We start from the raw sequence: 16,006 nt of genomic DNA on the forward strand, positions 1-16,006 counted from the left end.
CGTCACCGGGCGAGGGCGGCGAGCTCGGCTCTCGTGCGGGCGCCCGCCTTGCGCAGCAGGTTGGAGACGTGGAACTTCGCGGTGTTGCCGCTGATGCCGAGGTCGTCCGCGATCCGCTGATTGCTCGCGCCGAGCGTGATCAGGTTGAGCACCTCGCGCTCGCGGGCGCTGAGGTCGGCGAGGTCGAGGCCGTCCGGCTGCGCCGGCGGGTCGAGCGGCAGACGGATCGACAGGGTCGAGCCCCAGCCCGCGGTCGACGCGATCGAGAGGTCGCCGTCGAGCCCGCGCACGCGCTCCGCGATCGGACGCAGCGCCTCGTCGCGGGTGGTCAGCTCGCCGCGGCCGTCGTCGCGGATCTCGACCAGCAGATTCAGCCCGTCGCAGTCCCACTGGATCCGCACGCGCCGCGTCTGCTCCGACTCCACGAACGCCAGCACGGCGCTGCGGACGATCGCGCGGGCCGCGTGCGCGACCTCGCCGGGCAGGGCGCGGCCGGTCGCCGGCGGCTCGACGAACTGCACGTCGAGGTCGCCGAACCGCACCAGCGGGCTCAGGTCGCGCCGCAGCCGCGCGAAGGCGCCGACGACGGGCTCGAGCATGGCGCTGCGCTGCTCGTCGGAGGCGGTGCGCAGCTCGACCAGCGCGTTCGCGGCGATGTCGATCGCGACGGTGCGGGCCGCGCGGTCGTCGAGGCGCTCGGCGCGCAGGGCGGCGAGCACCGACTCCAGCGCGACCGCGTGCCGGTCGGCCTGCTCGGCGACGGTGCGGGCGTGCTGCTGCAGCAGCGCGCGCGAGGCGGGGGTCTCGGCGGGGGTTGCGGCGGGGGTCGCGGCGGACGGCTCGGCGGGCGTCGCAGCGGGCGTCGCGGTCGAGATCTCGGCGGGCTCCATCCCTCGAACCTACCCGGACTACCCGTCCGTGCGCCGACCCACCCGATCGGGTAGGCCCACCCGTCCCATCGGGTGGCGGCGGGCGCGGCTCCTCGCGCGCAGGCTGGCCGCATGCCCGCATCCGACGACCCCACCACCGACCCCGCGCAGGCCCTCGCCGCCATCACCGCCGAGGTGTCCACCGCGACCGCCGCGCTCACGACCGACCGTCTCGAGCCGGTCGCCGAGCTGCTCGCGGGCGCCGAGCGCGTCTTCGTGCACGGCGCCGGCCGCTCCGGGCTCGCCCTGCGGATGACAGCCATGCGGCTGATGCACCTCGGTCTCGTCGTGCACGTGGTCGGCGACGTCACCACCCCCGCGATCCGCGAGGGCGACGTGCTGCTCACCGCGAGCGGCTCCGGCACCACCGGCGGCATCGTGCGCGCCGCGCAGTCCGCCGTCGACGCCGGCGCGCGGGTCGCCGCGATCACCACCGCCGCCGGCTCCCCGCTGGCCGAGCTGGCCGCCGCCGTCGTGATCGTGCCGGCCGCCGACAAGCTCGACCGCTCGGGCGCCGCCTCGGCGCAGTACTCGGGCGGGCTCTTCGAGCAGGTCGTCGTGCTCACCGGCGACGCGCTGTTCCACGCGCTCTGGAAGCGCGGCGGCGCGAGCGCGGACGAGCTCTGGCCGCGCCACGCAAACCTCGAGTGACGCACCCCCCCCCCCTCTCCACCACCCCACCTCGACAGGAAGAAGAACCCCGTGAAGCTCCAGTTCGCCATGGACACCCTCAGCACCGACGCCGCCCTCGAGCTCGCCGCCGCGGCCGCCCCGCACGTCGACATCCTCGAGCTCGGCACCCCGCTGATCAAGAGCGCCGGCCTCTCGGCCATCACCGCCATCAAGGAGGCGCACCCCGACAAGACGGTCTTCGCCGACCTCAAGACCATGGACGCCGGCGAGCTCGAGGCCGACATGGCCTTCACAGCAGGAGCCGACCTGGTGACCGTCCTCGGCGTCGCCGGCGACAGCACCATCGCCGGCGCGATCGCCGCCGGCAAGAAGCACGGCAAGGGCGTGGTCGTCGACCTCATCGGCGTCCCCGACAAGGCCGCCCGCGCCCGCGAGGTCGTCGCCCTCGGCGCCGAGTTCGTCGAGATGCACGCCGGCCTCGACGAGCAGGCCGAGGAGGGCTTCACCTTCGAGACGCTGCTGCACGACGGCGAGGCCTCGGGCGTCCCGTTCTCGGTCGCGGGCGGCGTGAGCACCGCCACCATCGAGTCCGTGCAGCGCGCGGGCGCCGTGGTCGCCGTCGCGGGCGGCGCCATCTACGGTGCGCCGGACGTCGGCGCTGCCGCCGCCGCGCTGCGCGCCGCGATCGCCTGATCGCCGCCATCGCCTGACTACCCGGGGCGGCGCCGCGCACCTGCGCAGCGCCGCCCTTCCTCCTGCCGTCCCTCCGATATGAGTCCACCACCCCAGAGGAGGCCGGTGCCGGGTCGCCGGTCCGGGACAATTGCGGGATGACTGGACGCGACATCGAGCTGCCGACCGGCTACGAGCCGTTCTTGCGCTGAGCGCCTCGCGCTTCCCGACGAGCGGCGCATCATCGCCGCGATCGACGTCAGCGGGGCTGCGACCGAACAGTCCCACAGCTTGTGGGACTATTGATGATTCCTCATTTGCGATCCCTGGACACCCGCGAGCCCGAAGCCGACATGGCCTTCACCGCGGGCTCCGACCTCGACACCATCCTCGGCGTCGCCGCACCATCACCGGTGAGAAGAAGCACGGCGCGATCGCCTGATCGCCGCCCTCGCCTGATGCCCAGGCGGCGTCGCGTGCGCGCGCGGCGCCGCTCGTCGGCTCAGACCCCGAGCCAGTCCAGCGCCCGCCCGAGCAGCCGCAGGTGCCCCGCCGAGGAGTAGGACGCCGCGTCGTGCCCGAGCGCGTCGTACACGGTCCGGCCGCCGCCCTCGCGCATGAGCGCCCAGGCGACCGGATGCCGCTCGCCCTCGTGCTCGTGCGTCGCGAGGATCCGCGCGGTCGGCGCGACCTCGAGCCACGAGTACCGCTCGTCCTCCACGTCGAAGTCGTCCAGCCCGCCGGTGTCGTCCAGCCCGCCGGTGTCGTCCAGCCCGTCGGCGTCGTCCAGCCCGTCGGTGATCGGATGCCCGACCTCGATCGCGATGCGCGCGGTTCCGTACTCCGGATGCATGGTCCTCCCCCGCACCCAGCGGCCGCCGAGCAGCGCCGCCCACTCCGGCGAGTCGCCGAAGCTCGTCGAGCTGACGTGCACGCCGAGCACCGGCACCGCCGCCCGGTCGATCAGCGCGAGCGCCGCTGCCCCCTCGGTCAGCGGACTCGCCCCGCCGTCCCGCGGCTGCCCGACGTCGACGACGAGCAGCCCCGGCAGCGCCACCCGCCCCGCCCCGAGCTCGGCGAGCGCCCGGTCCACGTCCCCGCGCACCTCCACCTCGAGCCCGCGCGCCGCCAGCACCCCGGCGAGCGCCGCCGCTGTCTCCCCGAACGGATGCCACGGATCGGCGTACCGCCCGTCCCCCCGCAGCAGCAGCACCGTCCCCGGCGCACCCCCGCCTCGCCTCGACTCCGCCACCGCTCCCCCTCCTGAGCACCCGCCACCCAGCGCGCCACCTCCCCGAGTCGACCACACCCCCTCCCCGCCGGTCGAGCACCCCGCTCCCCTGCTGGTCGATCAGCGCCGTCCGCGGCCCACCTGCATGCTGGTCGAGGAGCCCCGGAGGGGCGTATCGAGACCCACCAGGGCAGGTCCGCGCCTCCGCTCTCAGGCGTCGCGGTGAGCCGTCACGCGACAGAGGACTCGCACGTGTGAAGGCGCTTCAGGACTGACCTTCTCGGCGATCGCCTCGAAGCGCCATCCGGCGTCCGCCAGCTCGGCGACCTCTCCGCAGAGCCAGTCCGGCACCCAGCCGATCTGCACGCCTCGCAGCGACACGACGCGGTGAGCGTCCGCGTTGACGACGTTGTCGCCCTCCTGTTCGAGGAGCACGCGATCGCCGGTTCCGAGCGCTCCGTCGGGGCCCGCAGAAGTAGGCACATGGCCGATACCTGAGACGAAGAAGCGACTGACGAAGCTCCGCGCGCCCCGCGTCGGCTTCTCGACGACGTGGAAGGTGTCGGTCGCTCGCGAGGCGCCGGTCCGGACGAGGATCTCGACAGGGAGATCCGGAGACTCGGCCTCGAGGCCCAGCCACCGGAGGTAGTCGTCGTAGGAGGTCCTCGCCGAGGACATGACACGGTTGGCGAAGAACGGCGGCAGGGACGACGACCGGTACTCGCCCTCCAGCTGCGGGAACTCGCCCAGCGGGAAGAACTCCGGATCCGCTCTCGCCTCCTCCGCATAGCAGAAGCGATAGCCCTCGGCCGCGACCGACAGAAGACCCGCCTTCACGAACCGCCGCGTTCCCGGGTTCTGCCAGATGAGAAGCAGTTCGCGACTCGAGTGCTCGACAGCGGCCGACGGTCGATCAGTGAGCAAGGTCATCGAGCAGCCTCCTCCGATTCGCCGCGAGCAACTCTTCTGTGAAACTAGCGCACGCCGCTGACATCAGGTCCGAGGGCACCGCCGCGATGATCGCCCTCACCTGATCCGGCCGCACCGCCGCGAGCCGCTCGATCCAGAAAGCACGCGCAGCGGGGCTCGCGTGATTGAGCGCCTCTCGTGCCAGCTCGGAGAGCAGGGGCCGGTCCGCGAAGTGGTGGCTCCGTCCCCGTCGCGCCCACCGGTCGAGCGCCTGCGGGTCGGCGAGGCACGCCAGCCGCTTCGCATCCGTCTCCTGGAAACCGAGGGCGTTGCCGTGGTCGTACGACGGGGCCAGCCTGCTGTGACCTCTGCCGCTGATCACCGCCCAGTTCTCGTGATGACGGTCTCGTCCCGCGATCCAAGCGTCGAAGAGCAGGTACCCCGCCCAGACATCGAATCCCGAGAGGTTGGCAGGCCCGGAGAACGTCGACGGCGCGTCGACACCGTCCAGGGCGGTGTGCACCGCGGGTACGGTGTAGCGCTCGTTGTAGCGCGTTCGAGACAGCTCGTAGAAGCGGTCCTTCTCCACGAGCAGACTGTTGCCGTGCTCGAGCTGCTGGCTGAGCTCTCTCTCGACAACAGTGCGCGACATGATGCCCCGCCGTCCTCCCACGCGAGCGGGTCGGATCTCGGCGCACGGAATCGAGAGCTCCTTCGCGAGGTGGCACGAGATCCACTCCGCCCAGTCCTCGCCCCGGGTCACTCCACCGCGCTGACGGGCCAGTTTGAACAGCCACAGGTCGCCCTCGGAGACCAGCCAGAACTTCTCCTTCGTGCCGAGCGGCTCATCGGAGACATCGAGCGGCCGCTCGATGTCGATCGAGTCCCACACGGCGGTCACGCGGTCACGCTACCCGGCTCCGGACTCCCGAGGACGCGGCGCGTCAGAAGCTCGGAACGCTCATCAGCCGTCCCGGCGGTCCCTGCCCCCGTCGCCGGAACCCGTTGCGTGCGCCAGCACGCGGGCGAAGCATCTACACGGCGCAAGAGGACCGCCCGAACCCCAGTCCTGCAGACCCCGTTTCCGACGGGGGCGATCTCGATACGCCCGCTGCGGCGGGCTACTCGATCAGCAGGGACTGTCAACGCCCTGACGCGGGCCGGGCGGGGCGGCCTAGCGTCGTCGGACCCGGGTGAGCGCCCGGCGGGACGAGCAGGAGGCGGCATGAGCGCGGACACGGGCGGGCGGCGGCGCGGGGGCGCGAGTCTCCACCGGCACGAGGTCGAGGGGGTGCACCGGATCGAGCACGCATACACCAACGTGCTGATCGTCGAGGAAGGCGGGCGGCTGACCGTCGTCGACGCGGGGCTGCCGGGGACCTGGCCGCACCTGCTGCGCGCCCTTCACGTCCTCGGCCGAGGGCTCGCCGACATCGACGCGCTCGTCCTCACGCACGCGCACTTCGACCACCTCGGCTTCGCCGGGCGGCTGCGCGAGCGCGGTGTGCCGGTGTGGCTGCACGCCGCCGACGCCCGGCTCGCCGCGCACCCCTACTCCTACCGCCGTCAGCGCACGCCGCTGCTGTACCCGCTGCGCCACCCGTCGGCGATCCCCGTGCTGGGCGCGATGGCGCGGGCGGGAGCGCTGCGGGTGCCGCCGCTCACCGGCACGACCGCCCTCGAGCCGGGCGCCGTGCTCGACGTGCCCGGCTCCCCCGTCGTGCTGGCGACGCCCGGTCACACCGACGGGCACGTCTCGCTGCACCTGCCCGAGCGCGGCGCGGTGATCGGCGGGGACGCCCTGGTGACGCTCGATCCGTACTCCGCCCGGACCGGCCCTCATCTCGTGGCCCGTGCGGCGACCGCGGACACCCGGGTGTCGCTCGCGTCGCTCGAGGTGCTGGCGGCGACCGGGGCGGCGGTGCTGCTTCCGGGGCACGGGGTGCCGTGGCGGTCGGGAGTCGCGCAGGCGGCGGACATCGCGGCGCGGCGGCCGATCGCCTAGTTCAGTGCTGCGACCAGCGCTCGAGGTACGGCAGCCGACGCTCGAGCGCGAAGACCCGCGCGATCTCAGCCGCGTCGGCGCGGCGCCGGGCCGACTCCTCCTCCGTGCCCGACCAGGCGTAGGGATAGGGGAACGGATCGGTGAGGTGCGCCATCAGGTGGAGCACCATCTCGTCGTCGTCCTCGGCGGTCACGTCGGGGCGGGCGACTCCGCGCTCGATCCACTGCGCGCTCCAGCGGCCGGCGGAGTCGCGCCGGGCCCGCCACAGCGGATCGCCGTCGTGGGAGAGGCGGTCCGCGCCCGCCTGCCAGCCGGGGGCGTCCCGCGACGGCAGCACCTCGCGCGCGACGGTGACGAGGGAGGCGGGCGTCCAGGCGGCGGGGAAGAAGGTGCGCAGCGCCGTGGCGAGCACGGGCTGGGTCGGCAGCGGAGTCGCCTGCCCACGCCCGGATTCCACGAGGGCGCACACCGCGAGCGTCTCCACGAACGGCCCGCCCGCGGCGCGGCCGAGCTCGGCCACGTGGATCGCGAGGGACCGGTGGAACGCGGCCGACGCCTCCGCGTCGGCGAACGGCGGCGCGGGGATGCGAGGGTCGAGCCGGATGCGGGGGATCTGGCGCACGGCACCTCCTTCGGTCGCCTCCCATTCGATCACGGGCGCGGCGGGCGGCGGGAGCAACGCTGCTCGGCCCCGCGCCCGCACAACGTCAGCGGAGAGTGGGGGGCCTCCTCCGTCAGAGGAGGCCGGTGCCTCCTGGCTGACGTTGGGCGCGGCTCACGCCCCGGATCGGCCCCGGCGGGGGCATCCCGGGCGGCGCCGGCCCGGCAACCGATGCAGAACATCAGCCAGGAGTGCCGCTCATCGCCGATGGGCGATGAGCACGCCTCCCGGCTGATGTTCTGCGCGATCACTCCCGCGCCCCGTCCCGGTCGGCCCCCGCGCACCGCCTCCACTCTCCAAAAGTTGCGGTACTTGGGCACGACTACCGCAACTTCTGGAGGGTGGGGGCCGACCCGCCCGGATCGGCCGTCGCGCACCGTCCGGCACCGCAGCGAGTCTTCGAAAGTTGCGGTAGTCGGGCGCGACTACCGCAACTTTTGAGGAGTGGAGAGCCGACCCGCCCGGACCGGCCTCCGCGCACCGCCGCGAGTCTTCGGAAGTTGCGGTAGTGGGGCGCGACTACCGCAACTTTTGGAGGGTGGGGAGGCAGGGGGGCGAGGGGCGAGCGGGAAGCCGACGCCGGCCGCGCGCGTCAGAGCGACGGGGTGCGGGCGATCCAGCCCGTGGCCTCCTCCAGGGCGCGGGTGACGGCGAGCAGCTGGGCCTCGCGGCCGTGGCGGCCGACGACCTGGACGCCGACGGGCAGGCCCTCGGGGGTGAAGCCGGCGGAGGTGACGACGACGGGGTGGGCCGTCAGGGTCAGGCGGTTGGCGAGCATCTGCCAGGTGAAGTAGCGGTCGAAGTCGTGGCCGTCGACGGACGGCACCCACTCGAGGTCGGCGGGCGGGGCGACGACGGGGGTCGCGGGCAGGATCAGCACGTCGTGCGTCTCGAGGACGCGGGCGGTGTCGCGGAAGAGGCGGGTGCGGCGCTCGTAGGCGTCGGCGAGCTGCGTCGCGGTCGTCGCGCGGCCCTGCTCGACGTTGCGGACGTAGTCGGGGCGGAATCCGGTGGCGCCCGCGTCGACGGCGTGCCGGCCGCCGAGGAAGAACTCGAAGGTCTCGATGGTCTCCCACGCCTCGTCGGCGCCCGCGAAGTCGGGCTCGTCGGCCTCGAGCACGGCGCCGAGCCCGGCCAGCTGCGCGGCGAACGCGGCGTGCACGGCGCGCACGTCGGGATCGATCGGCAGCCCGCCGGCATCGTCGCTCCAGGCGATCCGCAGGCCCTCGACGGTGATGGGCCGCGCCGCGTGCACGGGCAGCGACGACAGCGGCCAGACGCTCTTCTCGACCGAGAGCGCGTCGAGGAAGAGCGCGGCGTCGGCGGAGTCGCGCGCCATCGGCCCGGTCACGCCGTGCGGGGTCCACGCGTTGCCGGTGCGCCCGCTCGCCACGCGGCCGGGGCTCGGGCGCACGCCGACGACGTTGCAGAACGCGGCCGGGTAGCGCAGGCTCCCGCCGCTGTCGGAGCCGTCGGCGATCGGCAGCATCCGCGCGGCGAGGGCGGCGGCCGCGCCTCCGCTCGACCCGCCCGCGTGGCGCGAGACGTCCCACGGGTTCACGGTGGTGCCGAAGACCGGGTTGAAGGTCAGCACGCCCTGGCCCATCTCGGGGGTGTTCGTCTTGCCGATGATCAGGGCGCCGGACTCGCGCAGCAGCGTCGCGAGGACGCTGTCGTGCGCGGCGGGCGCGGCGTCGGCGAAGGCGGCGGAGCCGTTCGTCGTCGGGAAGCCGGCGACGTCCATCAGGTCCTTCACCGCGGTCGGCAGACCGTGCAGCGGCGGCAGCGGCTCGCCGGCCGCGCGGGCCTCGGCGGTGCGGCGGTCGGCGTCCGACGCGGCGGCGAGCGACACGGAGTCGGGCTGCTGCGAGACGACGGCGCGGATCGACGGGTTCCGCTCCTCGATCCGCTCCAGGTGCGCGCGCATCACCTCGACGGCCGAGACCTCGCCGGAGGCGACGGCCGCGGCGAGCGCCCCCGCCGAGCTGTCGGCGAGGTGGGCGGCGAGCGGCGCCGCCATCAGCGGCCGCCCTCGTGGCCGTGCTGCTGCTCGGCGTGCTCGTGCCCGGCGTGAGCGTCGGAGGCGTCGGAGGCATCGGCGGCGGCAGGGTGGCACGCGTGCGCCTCGGCCGGCATCCCCGGCGCGCAGTGCGCCGACTCAGACGCCGGCACGTCGAGCGACGGGTTCCGGTCGAAGAACCCGTCCGGCTCCAGCCGCAGGCTGATCCGGTCGACCGGCATGATCGGCCACTGCTCCGGCCGCGGGAAGTGGTGCACGCCGAGCACCGGCCAGAGCACGAGGCGCTCGTTGTCCAGCGAGCGGTCGGCGCGCTGCCAGACGTGCACGCCGTCGTCGCCGAGCTCGCCCTGGTTGGGGTACTCGCCGGCGATGAAGCGCTCCTCCGGGTCGAAGGCGCTGGCCCAGAGGTGCTGCCCGACGAAGGGCGCCTTCCGCTCGACGACGCTGCCCGGGCGGGCGTAGAGCTGCGCGGTGTTCTGCAGCGCCAGGCGGTAGGCGGTCGCCTCGCCGTAGCGGTTCTGCGCGGACTCGCTCTCGATCCGCCAGTGCAGGGCCCGCGACGGATCGGCGCGGCGGGCGGCCACCGACTCCGAGGCCAGCGGCGTCTCGATCGCGAGGCAGGCGTTGCCGTGCGGGTTGGTCGTCTCGTCGGGGTCGGCCTCGGCGTGCACCTCGACCAGGCGGTTCAGCGGTCCGTCGATCGCCGTGTCGAGGCGGACCGCGAAGTAGTGCTGGTGGATCGGCGCCTGCACGTTCGGCGCGACCCTCCGCCCCGAGCGCGGCACCTCGCCGTCGGCGATGCCGCTCACCGACATCAGCCCGGTCAGCTTCACCTCGAGCTCGACCGAGCCGTCCTGGTAGAGCGACCAGTAGAAGCCGTAGTCGTAGTTCGCGACGGTCGCGAAGCTCGAGATCACCAGGCGGCGGCTGCGGCGCACCTCGGCGCTGCCGGTGCGGGTGTTCACGTGCTTCCAGAGGATCGAGTCGTCCTCCTCGTGCAGGCAGATGCCGTTCGCGATGGTCTGCGGCTCGCCGTGGCCGTCGAGGTAGTCGACGTCGAAGTAGCGGATCTCGCCGAGGCAGTCGCAGCCGAGCTCGAGGCTCGCGGTGAGCGGGCCGGCGCCGTACTCGCCCCAGTCGAAGAAGTTCTTGCGGTAGGCGGTGGGGTCGCTGTCGAGGTACGGCACGTACATCTCGTTGACGGCGGCGCGCGCCAGCACCGGGCGCTCGACATCGCCGTCGCGGTACGTCAGCTCGTGCAGCACGAGCCCCTCGCGGTGGCTGAAGCCGACCCGGAACGACCAGTTCTGCCACTGCACCCGGTGCCCCTCGATCGCGAAGCCCGGGCCGTCGGCCTGGACGATGTCGAGCTTCGACACCTCGCGGTCGGGGCCCCAGGTGCCCGCGGTGTAGACGCCGGTCTCGCTCGCCATCGGGATCACGCCGTGGTCCTCGATCCGGATCACCTCGAGCGTGTCGAGGTCCAGGATCGGCACGAGACCGGCGACCGGGCGGGCGTAGCCGTTGTCCTCGGGGAACTCGCGGTACCAGACCGTGCCCCAGCTGAGCCTGCGGTCGGCGAGGTCCTCGGGGACGAAGCCGGTGATCGACTCCGGGTCGACCCAGACCAGCGAGGTGTCGGTGATGCCGCGGAGGGCGAGCGCCTCCTTCAGCAGCGGCGAGGTGCGGGCGGCCTGCGCGATCAGCCGCGCCTCGTCGCTGGAGACGCCGGGGCGGCGGTGGTCGACGTCGGTCCAGACCTCGACGATCGCGGGGCTGTCGGGGCCGGCGGTCCAGCCGCGCACCTCCCAGGCCGCGCGGGCGTCCGGGTCGAGCACGACCAGTCGCACCGGGCGGGCGCCGCCGGGCTCGACGCCGCGGGCCTTCTCCTCGTCGAGGCTGATGCCCCAGAACCGCGGGCGCGCGCCGATCCGATCGCTCGCGCGGACGGCGGCGACGAAGGAGGCGATCTCGGCGGCGGCGAGCGGGTCGAGCACGTGGGCGGTGGCGGCGGCGGTGCTGGTGCTGGCGGAGGCGGTGCTGGTGGCGCTCATGGCGGCGGCGGTCCTTCGGTTCGGGGCGTCAGGCGTGGGACTTCATAAGAGAGGAGAGAGGAGCGGAGCGACGGGGCCGGCTCCTCGAGGCGGTCACGGCTCACAGCCGCGACGCCGGGCGAGGGTCAGCCCGCGCCCGCGACGAGCGCGCGACCGTCGGCCCGCGGATCGCTGGCCGCGTCGAGGCGGCCGTCGGCGTGCAGCCGCACGAGCTGGACGTGGCCGGCCTCGTCGACCGGCCCGGACACCGCGGCGACCGGCAGTCCGAGCGCCTCCGCCGCCGCGACCGCGTCGGGCACTCCCGGCTCGGCGACGAGCGTCAGCTCCTCGTGGCCGAGGTCGCGCGCTCCGACGACGAAGCGCGGGCGCTCGAGTACGGCGGCGGGGTCCGCGGCGGGGTCGAGCAGATCGCGGACGAGCTGCGCGAGGATCCACGGCTGGGCGCTGCCGCCCTGGCAGCCGAGCCCGAGCACGAGCCCGGCATCTGCGGCGCTCCCGGAACGATCGGCGCTCCCGGCGCGCTCCGCGATCACCGGCAGCAGCGTGTGCGGCGGCCGCAGCCCCGGGCCCACCCGGCCGGGGTGCGCGGGGTCGGTGCTGAAGGCGGAGCCGCGGTTGTGCAGCACGATGCCGGTCCCGGGGTCGAGGATGCCCGAGCCGAAGAGCTGGTACACGCTCTGGATCAGCGTGACGACGGTGCCGTCGGTGTCGGCGGCCGTGACCGCGACCGTGTCGCCGAGCGCGCGGCCGGCCCGCGGCAGCGCGCCGCGCGAGAGCCGGCGCGGGTCGAGCATCGCCTCGACGTCGATCGCGCCGCCGCGCGGGTCGCCGAGCTCGGCCTGCCGCACGAGCGCCGCGTCGCGGACGGCTCCGACGAGCGCCGCCGTGTCGCCCGAGAGCGCCTCGGGCAGGACGCCGAGCAGCACCACGCCCTGGCTCGGCGGCGGAGCGACCCACCAGCGCACGCCGCCCTCGCGCGAGACGGCCGGCTCGACGAGCTCGGCCTCGTGCGCGGCGAAGTCGGCGGGAGTGTGCGCGCCGCCGAGCGCGGCCAGGCGCGCGGCGAGGGAGTCGGCGATCCGGCCGCGGTAGAACGCTCCGGGATCGTCGACGAGCTCGGCCAGCGAGGCGGCGAGCGCCGGCTGCACCAGCAGGTCGCCCTCGCCGAGGAGCCCGCCGGCCCCGTCGCCGAAGACGCCGCGCATGCCCTCGTCGGCCAGCAGCTCCTCGCGGCGGAGCGCGATGGCGCGTCCGAGCCCCGCGGAGACCGGGACGCCCTCGGCGGCCAGCTCGGCAGCGCGGCGCAGCGGCGTGTCCAGGCCCAGGCGACCGCCGAGACCGGCGATCGCGCGCCAGCCGGCGACCGCTCCGGGGATCGTGACGGTCTGCGCGCCCTGGCGCGGCATCCGCTCCTCGCGAGCGAGCGCCGCGACGTCGATGCCGGCGGGCGCCGCTCCGGCCGAGACCACCGCGACGACGTCCTCGCCGGGGCGGCGGACGAGGGCGATCAGGTCGCCGCCGAGACCGCACTGGTGCGGGTAGACGACGGTGAGCGCGGTGGCCGCGGCCAGGGCGGCGTCGATCGCGTCGCCGCCGTCGGCGATGGCGCGGGCCGCCGCGTCGAGGGCGGCGGGGTGCGGCGCCGCGACGGCGACGCGGGCGGGAGGCGGGGAGAGGGTCATGCGGTCACCGTCCGGTCCGGGCTGAGGAAGTCGAGGTCGGGGCGGGCGACGCCGTCGACGAGGTCGGCCAGCGCCTCGCCGATCGCCGGGCCGAACTTGAAGCCGTGGCCCGAGCAGGCCGCGCCGATCAGCACCTCGGGGCGGCCGGGCAGCGCGCCGACGACGAAGCGCTTGTCGGGGGTCATCGTGTAGAGGCAGGCGGTGGCCTCGCCGCCGTCGGTCTCGATCCCGGGGACGAATCGGCGCAGCAGGCCGGCCAGGTGCGCGATCTCGGCCTCGGTCGGCGGGGCGACGGGCACCGCCGGGTCCCAGACCGGTCCGGCGTCGACGCCGATCTTGGCGCCGGAGCCGGCCGCCTCGGGCAGGCCGAAGACGAGCCCGTCCGGCAGGTCGACCGAGAAGCAGCCGAGCGCCGGCGGCTGCGCGACGCTCTGCCCGGCCGGGACGGTGAGGGTCAGGATCCGCTGCACCTCGAAGAAGCCCGCGGTCTCGGGCAGCAGCCGCTCGACCCAGGCGCCGCCGGTGACGACGAGCCGGCGGGCGCGCAGCTCGCCGGCGGAGGTGCGGACGGTGACGATCCCGGCGGCGCCACTGCCGGTGCTGTCGGCGGCGCTGTCGGCCCCGTGGCTCCCGCGGTCGACGCTCCAGTCGAGCACCTCCTCGTCGAAGCGCAGCTCGGCGCCCGCGGCCGTCGCGGCGGACTGCGCGAAGGCCAGCGCGCGGGCGGCCTCGACGACTCCCGCGTCGGGATCGTGCACGACCCCGTAGTCGGCGGGCGGAGCGAAGGACGTGTCGGGCACGGCGACCGGCCGGCTGCGCCCGCCCTGCAGCGCCGCCTCGCCGCGGTGCGCGTAGAGGCCGCCGGTGGGGTGCACGAACGGCGCGCCGGCCAGATCGGCCCAGCGGTCCCAGCCGCGGAAGGCGCGGTCGACCAGGTCGTTCCAGACGGGGCTCGGATAGGCGCGGCGGATCATCCGGGTCGCGCCGTGCGACGAGCCGCGGACGTGCCCGGGGCCGAACTGCTCGATCCCCACCACGTCGCGCCCGCGCCGCGCGAGCTCGAGGACGGCGGCGGAGCCGTGGATGCCGAGGCCGACGACGATCGCGTCGTGCACGGTGCCGTCGGGCACGGTGCCGTCGGGCACGGCGCCGGGCGCCGTCACGCGTCCGCCCCCTCGGCGACTCCCGCGACCGCCGCGAGCAGCGCCTCGACGTCCGACTCGTCCGTGTAGACGTGCGGCGACACCCGGACGACGCTCGCGAGCCCGCGCGCACCGAGGTCCCACTGCGCGTGCGAGGCGGGCACCGCGAGCGAGTCGACGCCCGCCTCCCGCAGCCGCGCCGAGACCGCCTTGCCGGGCACGCCGTCGAGCACGAAGGTGACGATGCCGGAGGGCGACGCGGGCGGATCCGCCACGGTGACGCCGCCGATCGCGGACAGCCGGGTGCGCAGCCGCGCGCCGAGCGCCACCAGGTGCGCCTCGGTCGCCGCCGTGCCGCGCTCGAGCGCCTCGCGCAGCGCCTCGCCGAGCCCGAGCCGCAGCGACACCGACGACTCCCAGGTCTCGAGGGCTCTCGCCGTCCCGTCCATGGTCCACTCCTGCTCGCTCGTCCACTGCGAGCCTCGCACGTCGGGCGCCCAGGCCCCGAGGCCGTCGAGCAGACCGCGGCGGAGGAAGACCAGCCCGGTGCCGCGCGGCCCGCGGAGGAACTTGCGGCCGGTCGTGACGAGGGCGTCGCAGCCGATCGCGCGCACGTCGATGTCGAGCTGGCCGACCGACTGGGTCGCGTCGAGCACGGTGGTCGCGCCGTAGCGGCGGGCGAGGGCGCCGATCGCGGCGACCGGCTCGACGAGTCCGGAGGAGGTGGGCACGTGCACGGCGCTGATCACGGTGCGGCCGCTCGCGGTGGCGAGGGCGCTCTCGAGCGCCTCGACGTCGAGGCCGCCGCTGGAGTCGTTGGGGAGGAGGATCAGCCGGACGCCGTCGTAGCGCTCGAGCGCGAGCAGTCGCAGCGCCTGGCTGACGTAGCTCGAGCGCGGGGCGAGCACGGTGTCGCCGGGGCCGAGGCGGAGCGCGTCGAAGACGGCGCGGAGGCCGGTGGTCGCGCTGTCGAAGAAGGCGATCTCGTCGGCGTCGGCGCGGAGCAGAGCGGCCGCCGCGGCGTAGGCGGCGTCGACCCGGTCGACGACGAGGTTCGCGGCCTCGTAGCCGCCGACCCGCTGCTCGAGGCGGAGGTGCGCGATCACGGTCTCGAGGACGGAGTCGCTCATCAGGCCGGCGCCGGCGGCGTTGAAGTAGTGCCGGCCGGCCGTTCCCGCGGTGCGCGCGCGCTCGGCGGCCACATCGATGGACGTCCGGGCGGGGGCGCCACCGGTGAGGCCGATCGTCATCTGCAGGTCCCTTCTCGCGGTCGCCGTACCGCCGACCCCTGAATGGATCCCATCGTACGCAGGTTGTATCCATTCTGGCTACCGCCGGATACGCTGGCGGCATGAGCCACTCCGCCGACACGCACTCCGCCGACGGGCATTCCGCAGAACGGCGCGCCCGCGAGCTCGGTCTCGCGATCCCCGACTACCTCGACCCGCCCTACGGCGGGCGCTACGGCGGCAGCACGCTGCGCGCGTCCCACCGCACCGGCGACCTGCTCGAGCTCAGCGGCATCACCCCGGAGTCGCGCGACGGCGCCCTGCTGCATCCGGGGGCCGTCGGCGTCGACATCACGCTCGAGCAGGCGCGGGAGGCGGCGCGCTACACCGCGGTGAACGCGCTCGGGATGATCCGCGCGGCCCTCGGCTCGCTCGACGAGGTCGTCGCCCTCTCCCGCGGGCTCTGCTTCGTGCTCTGCCCACCCGGCTTCGAGCGCCTCAACGAGGTCTCGAACGCGGCGAGCGACCTCCTCCTCGACGTCTTCGGCCCCGACGCCGGCCGGATGGGCCGCGCCTCCATCGGCGCCACCGCCCTCTCCCGCAGCGCCTGCTTCGAGCTCTGGCTCAGCCTGGAGTGCCGCCCCCGCTGACGCGGCGCCCCCCGGCAGGCGGGGCCGCGGGACCGTCCGCACTCCATGCTGATCGAGTAGCCCGCAGAGCGGGCGTATCGAGATCCACCGCACGATCACGTCGGTCTCGATACGCCCTGCGGGCTACTCGACCAGCATGGGGCGACCCTGCGGGCCGGCCGGCCGAGACATCCCCGGACGGTCGAGACG

Annotated in this window: 14 protein-coding genes; 4 read left to right on the forward strand and 10 right to left on the reverse strand. The window is 74.8% G+C overall.

The features are described from left to right. Positions 1 to 2 precede the first annotated feature (2 nt). Entirely contained in the window at positions 3 to 890 is an 888-nt protein-coding gene (locus HQQ82_RS13145; protein WP_173233923.1) for a LuxR C-terminal-related transcriptional regulator, read from the reverse strand. 111 nt (positions 891 to 1,001) lie between these two features. Here HQQ82_RS13145 and hxlB point away from each other — a divergent pair, with 111 nt between their 5' ends. Both hxlB and hxlA read left to right on the forward strand, forming a co-directional pair. After that, entirely contained in the window at positions 1,002 to 1,580 is a 579-nt protein-coding gene (gene hxlB / locus HQQ82_RS13150) for a 6-phospho-3-hexuloisomerase (protein WP_173233925.1), read from the forward strand. 51 nt (positions 1,581 to 1,631) lie between these two features. Then, the gene (hxlA, locus tag HQQ82_RS13155) at positions 1,632 to 2,255 is read left to right on the forward strand and encodes a 3-hexulose-6-phosphate synthase (RefSeq protein ID WP_173233926.1); all 624 of its coding nucleotides are present in this window, start codon (positions 1,632 to 1,634) and stop codon (positions 2,253 to 2,255) included. Positions 2,256 to 2,736: 481 nt separating this feature from the next. On the opposite strand, the gene HQQ82_RS13160 is transcribed toward hxlA, so the two are convergent. The 3 genes from HQQ82_RS13160 to HQQ82_RS13170 form a co-directional block, all read right to left on the reverse strand. After that, complete coding sequence (locus HQQ82_RS13160) at positions 2,737 to 3,486, reverse strand: ThuA domain-containing protein (RefSeq protein WP_367947961.1); 750 nt, start codon at positions 3,484 to 3,486, stop codon at positions 2,737 to 2,739. 189 nt (positions 3,487 to 3,675) lie between these two features. Continuing rightward, positions 3,676 to 4,302: an HIRAN domain-containing protein gene (locus tag HQQ82_RS13165; RefSeq protein ID WP_173233928.1), complete on the reverse strand. Its 627-nt coding sequence runs from the start codon at positions 4,300 to 4,302 to the stop codon at positions 3,676 to 3,678. A 76-nt stretch (positions 4,303 to 4,378) separates the two neighbouring features. Beyond that, on the reverse strand, positions 4,379 to 5,275 hold the full coding sequence (locus HQQ82_RS13170; protein WP_173233930.1) for a HipA domain-containing protein: 897 nt from the start codon (positions 5,273 to 5,275) through the stop codon (positions 4,379 to 4,381). Between the two features lie 324 nt (positions 5,276 to 5,599). Between HQQ82_RS13170 and HQQ82_RS13175 the strand changes: the two genes are divergently transcribed. Then, complete coding sequence (locus HQQ82_RS13175) at positions 5,600 to 6,379, forward strand: MBL fold metallo-hydrolase (RefSeq protein WP_173233932.1); 780 nt, start codon at positions 5,600 to 5,602, stop codon at positions 6,377 to 6,379. A gap of 1 nt (position 6,380) precedes the next feature. On the opposite strand, the gene HQQ82_RS13180 is transcribed toward HQQ82_RS13175, so the two are convergent. The 6 genes from HQQ82_RS13180 to HQQ82_RS19590 form a co-directional block, all read right to left on the reverse strand. Beyond that, entirely contained in the window at positions 6,381 to 7,001 is a 621-nt protein-coding gene (locus HQQ82_RS13180; RefSeq protein WP_173233934.1) for a hypothetical protein, read from the reverse strand. Positions 7,002 to 7,632: 631 nt separating this feature from the next. Then, entirely contained in the window at positions 7,633 to 9,060 is a 1,428-nt protein-coding gene (locus tag HQQ82_RS13185; RefSeq protein WP_173233936.1) for an amidase, read from the reverse strand. Beyond that, on the reverse strand, positions 9,060 to 11,114 hold the full coding sequence (locus HQQ82_RS13190; protein WP_173233938.1) for a primary-amine oxidase: 2,055 nt from the start codon (positions 11,112 to 11,114) through the stop codon (positions 9,060 to 9,062). The genes HQQ82_RS13185 and HQQ82_RS13190 overlap by 1 nt, the downstream gene beginning before the upstream one ends. Before the next feature lie 125 nt (positions 11,115 to 11,239). After that, positions 11,240 to 12,796 (reverse strand): gamma-glutamyltransferase, encoded by a 1,557-nt coding sequence (locus HQQ82_RS13195; RefSeq protein WP_173233940.1) that lies wholly within the window; start codon positions 12,794 to 12,796, stop codon positions 11,240 to 11,242. Then, on the reverse strand, positions 12,793 to 13,959 hold the full coding sequence (locus HQQ82_RS19585; protein WP_216848604.1) for an FAD-dependent oxidoreductase: 1,167 nt from the start codon (positions 13,957 to 13,959) through the stop codon (positions 12,793 to 12,795). Before HQQ82_RS19585 ends, HQQ82_RS13195 begins: the two co-directional genes overlap by 4 nt. Next, positions 13,956 to 15,188, reverse strand: a complete 1,233-nt coding sequence (locus HQQ82_RS19590; protein ID WP_216848605.1) for an aminotransferase class V-fold PLP-dependent enzyme — start codon at positions 15,186 to 15,188, stop codon at positions 13,956 to 13,958. The genes HQQ82_RS19585 and HQQ82_RS19590 overlap by 4 nt, the downstream gene beginning before the upstream one ends. A 101-nt stretch (positions 15,189 to 15,289) precedes the next feature. On the opposite strand from HQQ82_RS19590, the gene HQQ82_RS13205 reads away from it, so the two are divergent. After that, the gene (locus HQQ82_RS13205) at positions 15,290 to 15,817 is read left to right on the forward strand and encodes a RidA family protein (RefSeq protein ID WP_173233942.1); all 528 of its coding nucleotides are present in this window, start codon (positions 15,290 to 15,292) and stop codon (positions 15,815 to 15,817) included. Positions 15,818 to 16,006: the final 189 nt, after the last annotated feature.

This window comes from Rathayibacter sp. VKM Ac-2856 (genome assembly GCF_013205055.1).
Lineage (GTDB): Bacteria > Actinomycetota > Actinomycetes > Actinomycetales > Microbacteriaceae > Rathayibacter.

What these genes read in the sequence shown, in the direction of transcription:
- HQQ82_RS13145 (WP_173233923.1), bottom strand. Translation starts at nt 890, where the DNA reads ATGGAGCCCGCCGAGATCTCGACCGCGACGCCCGCTGCGACGCCCGCC.
- hxlB (WP_173233925.1), top strand. Translation starts at nt 1,002, where the DNA reads ATGCCCGCATCCGACGACCCCACCACCGACCCCGCGCAGGCCCTCGCC.
- HQQ82_RS13175 (WP_173233932.1), top strand. Translation starts at nt 5,600, where the DNA reads ATGAGCGCGGACACGGGCGGGCGGCGGCGCGGGGGCGCGAGTCTCCAC.
- HQQ82_RS13185 (WP_173233936.1), bottom strand. Translation starts at nt 9,060, where the DNA reads ATGGCGGCGCCGCTCGCCGCCCACCTCGCCGACAGCTCGGCGGGGGCG.
- HQQ82_RS13190 (WP_173233938.1), bottom strand. Translation starts at nt 11,114, where the DNA reads ATGAGCGCCACCAGCACCGCCTCCGCCAGCACCAGCACCGCCGCCGCC.
- HQQ82_RS13195 (WP_173233940.1), bottom strand. Translation starts at nt 12,796, where the DNA reads ATGACCCTCTCCCCGCCTCCCGCCCGCGTCGCCGTCGCGGCGCCGCAC.
- HQQ82_RS19590 (WP_216848605.1), bottom strand. Translation starts at nt 15,188, where the DNA reads ATGACGATCGGCCTCACCGGTGGCGCCCCCGCCCGGACGTCCATCGAT.
- HQQ82_RS13205 (WP_173233942.1), top strand. Translation starts at nt 15,290, where the DNA reads ATGAGCCACTCCGCCGACACGCACTCCGCCGACGGGCATTCCGCAGAA.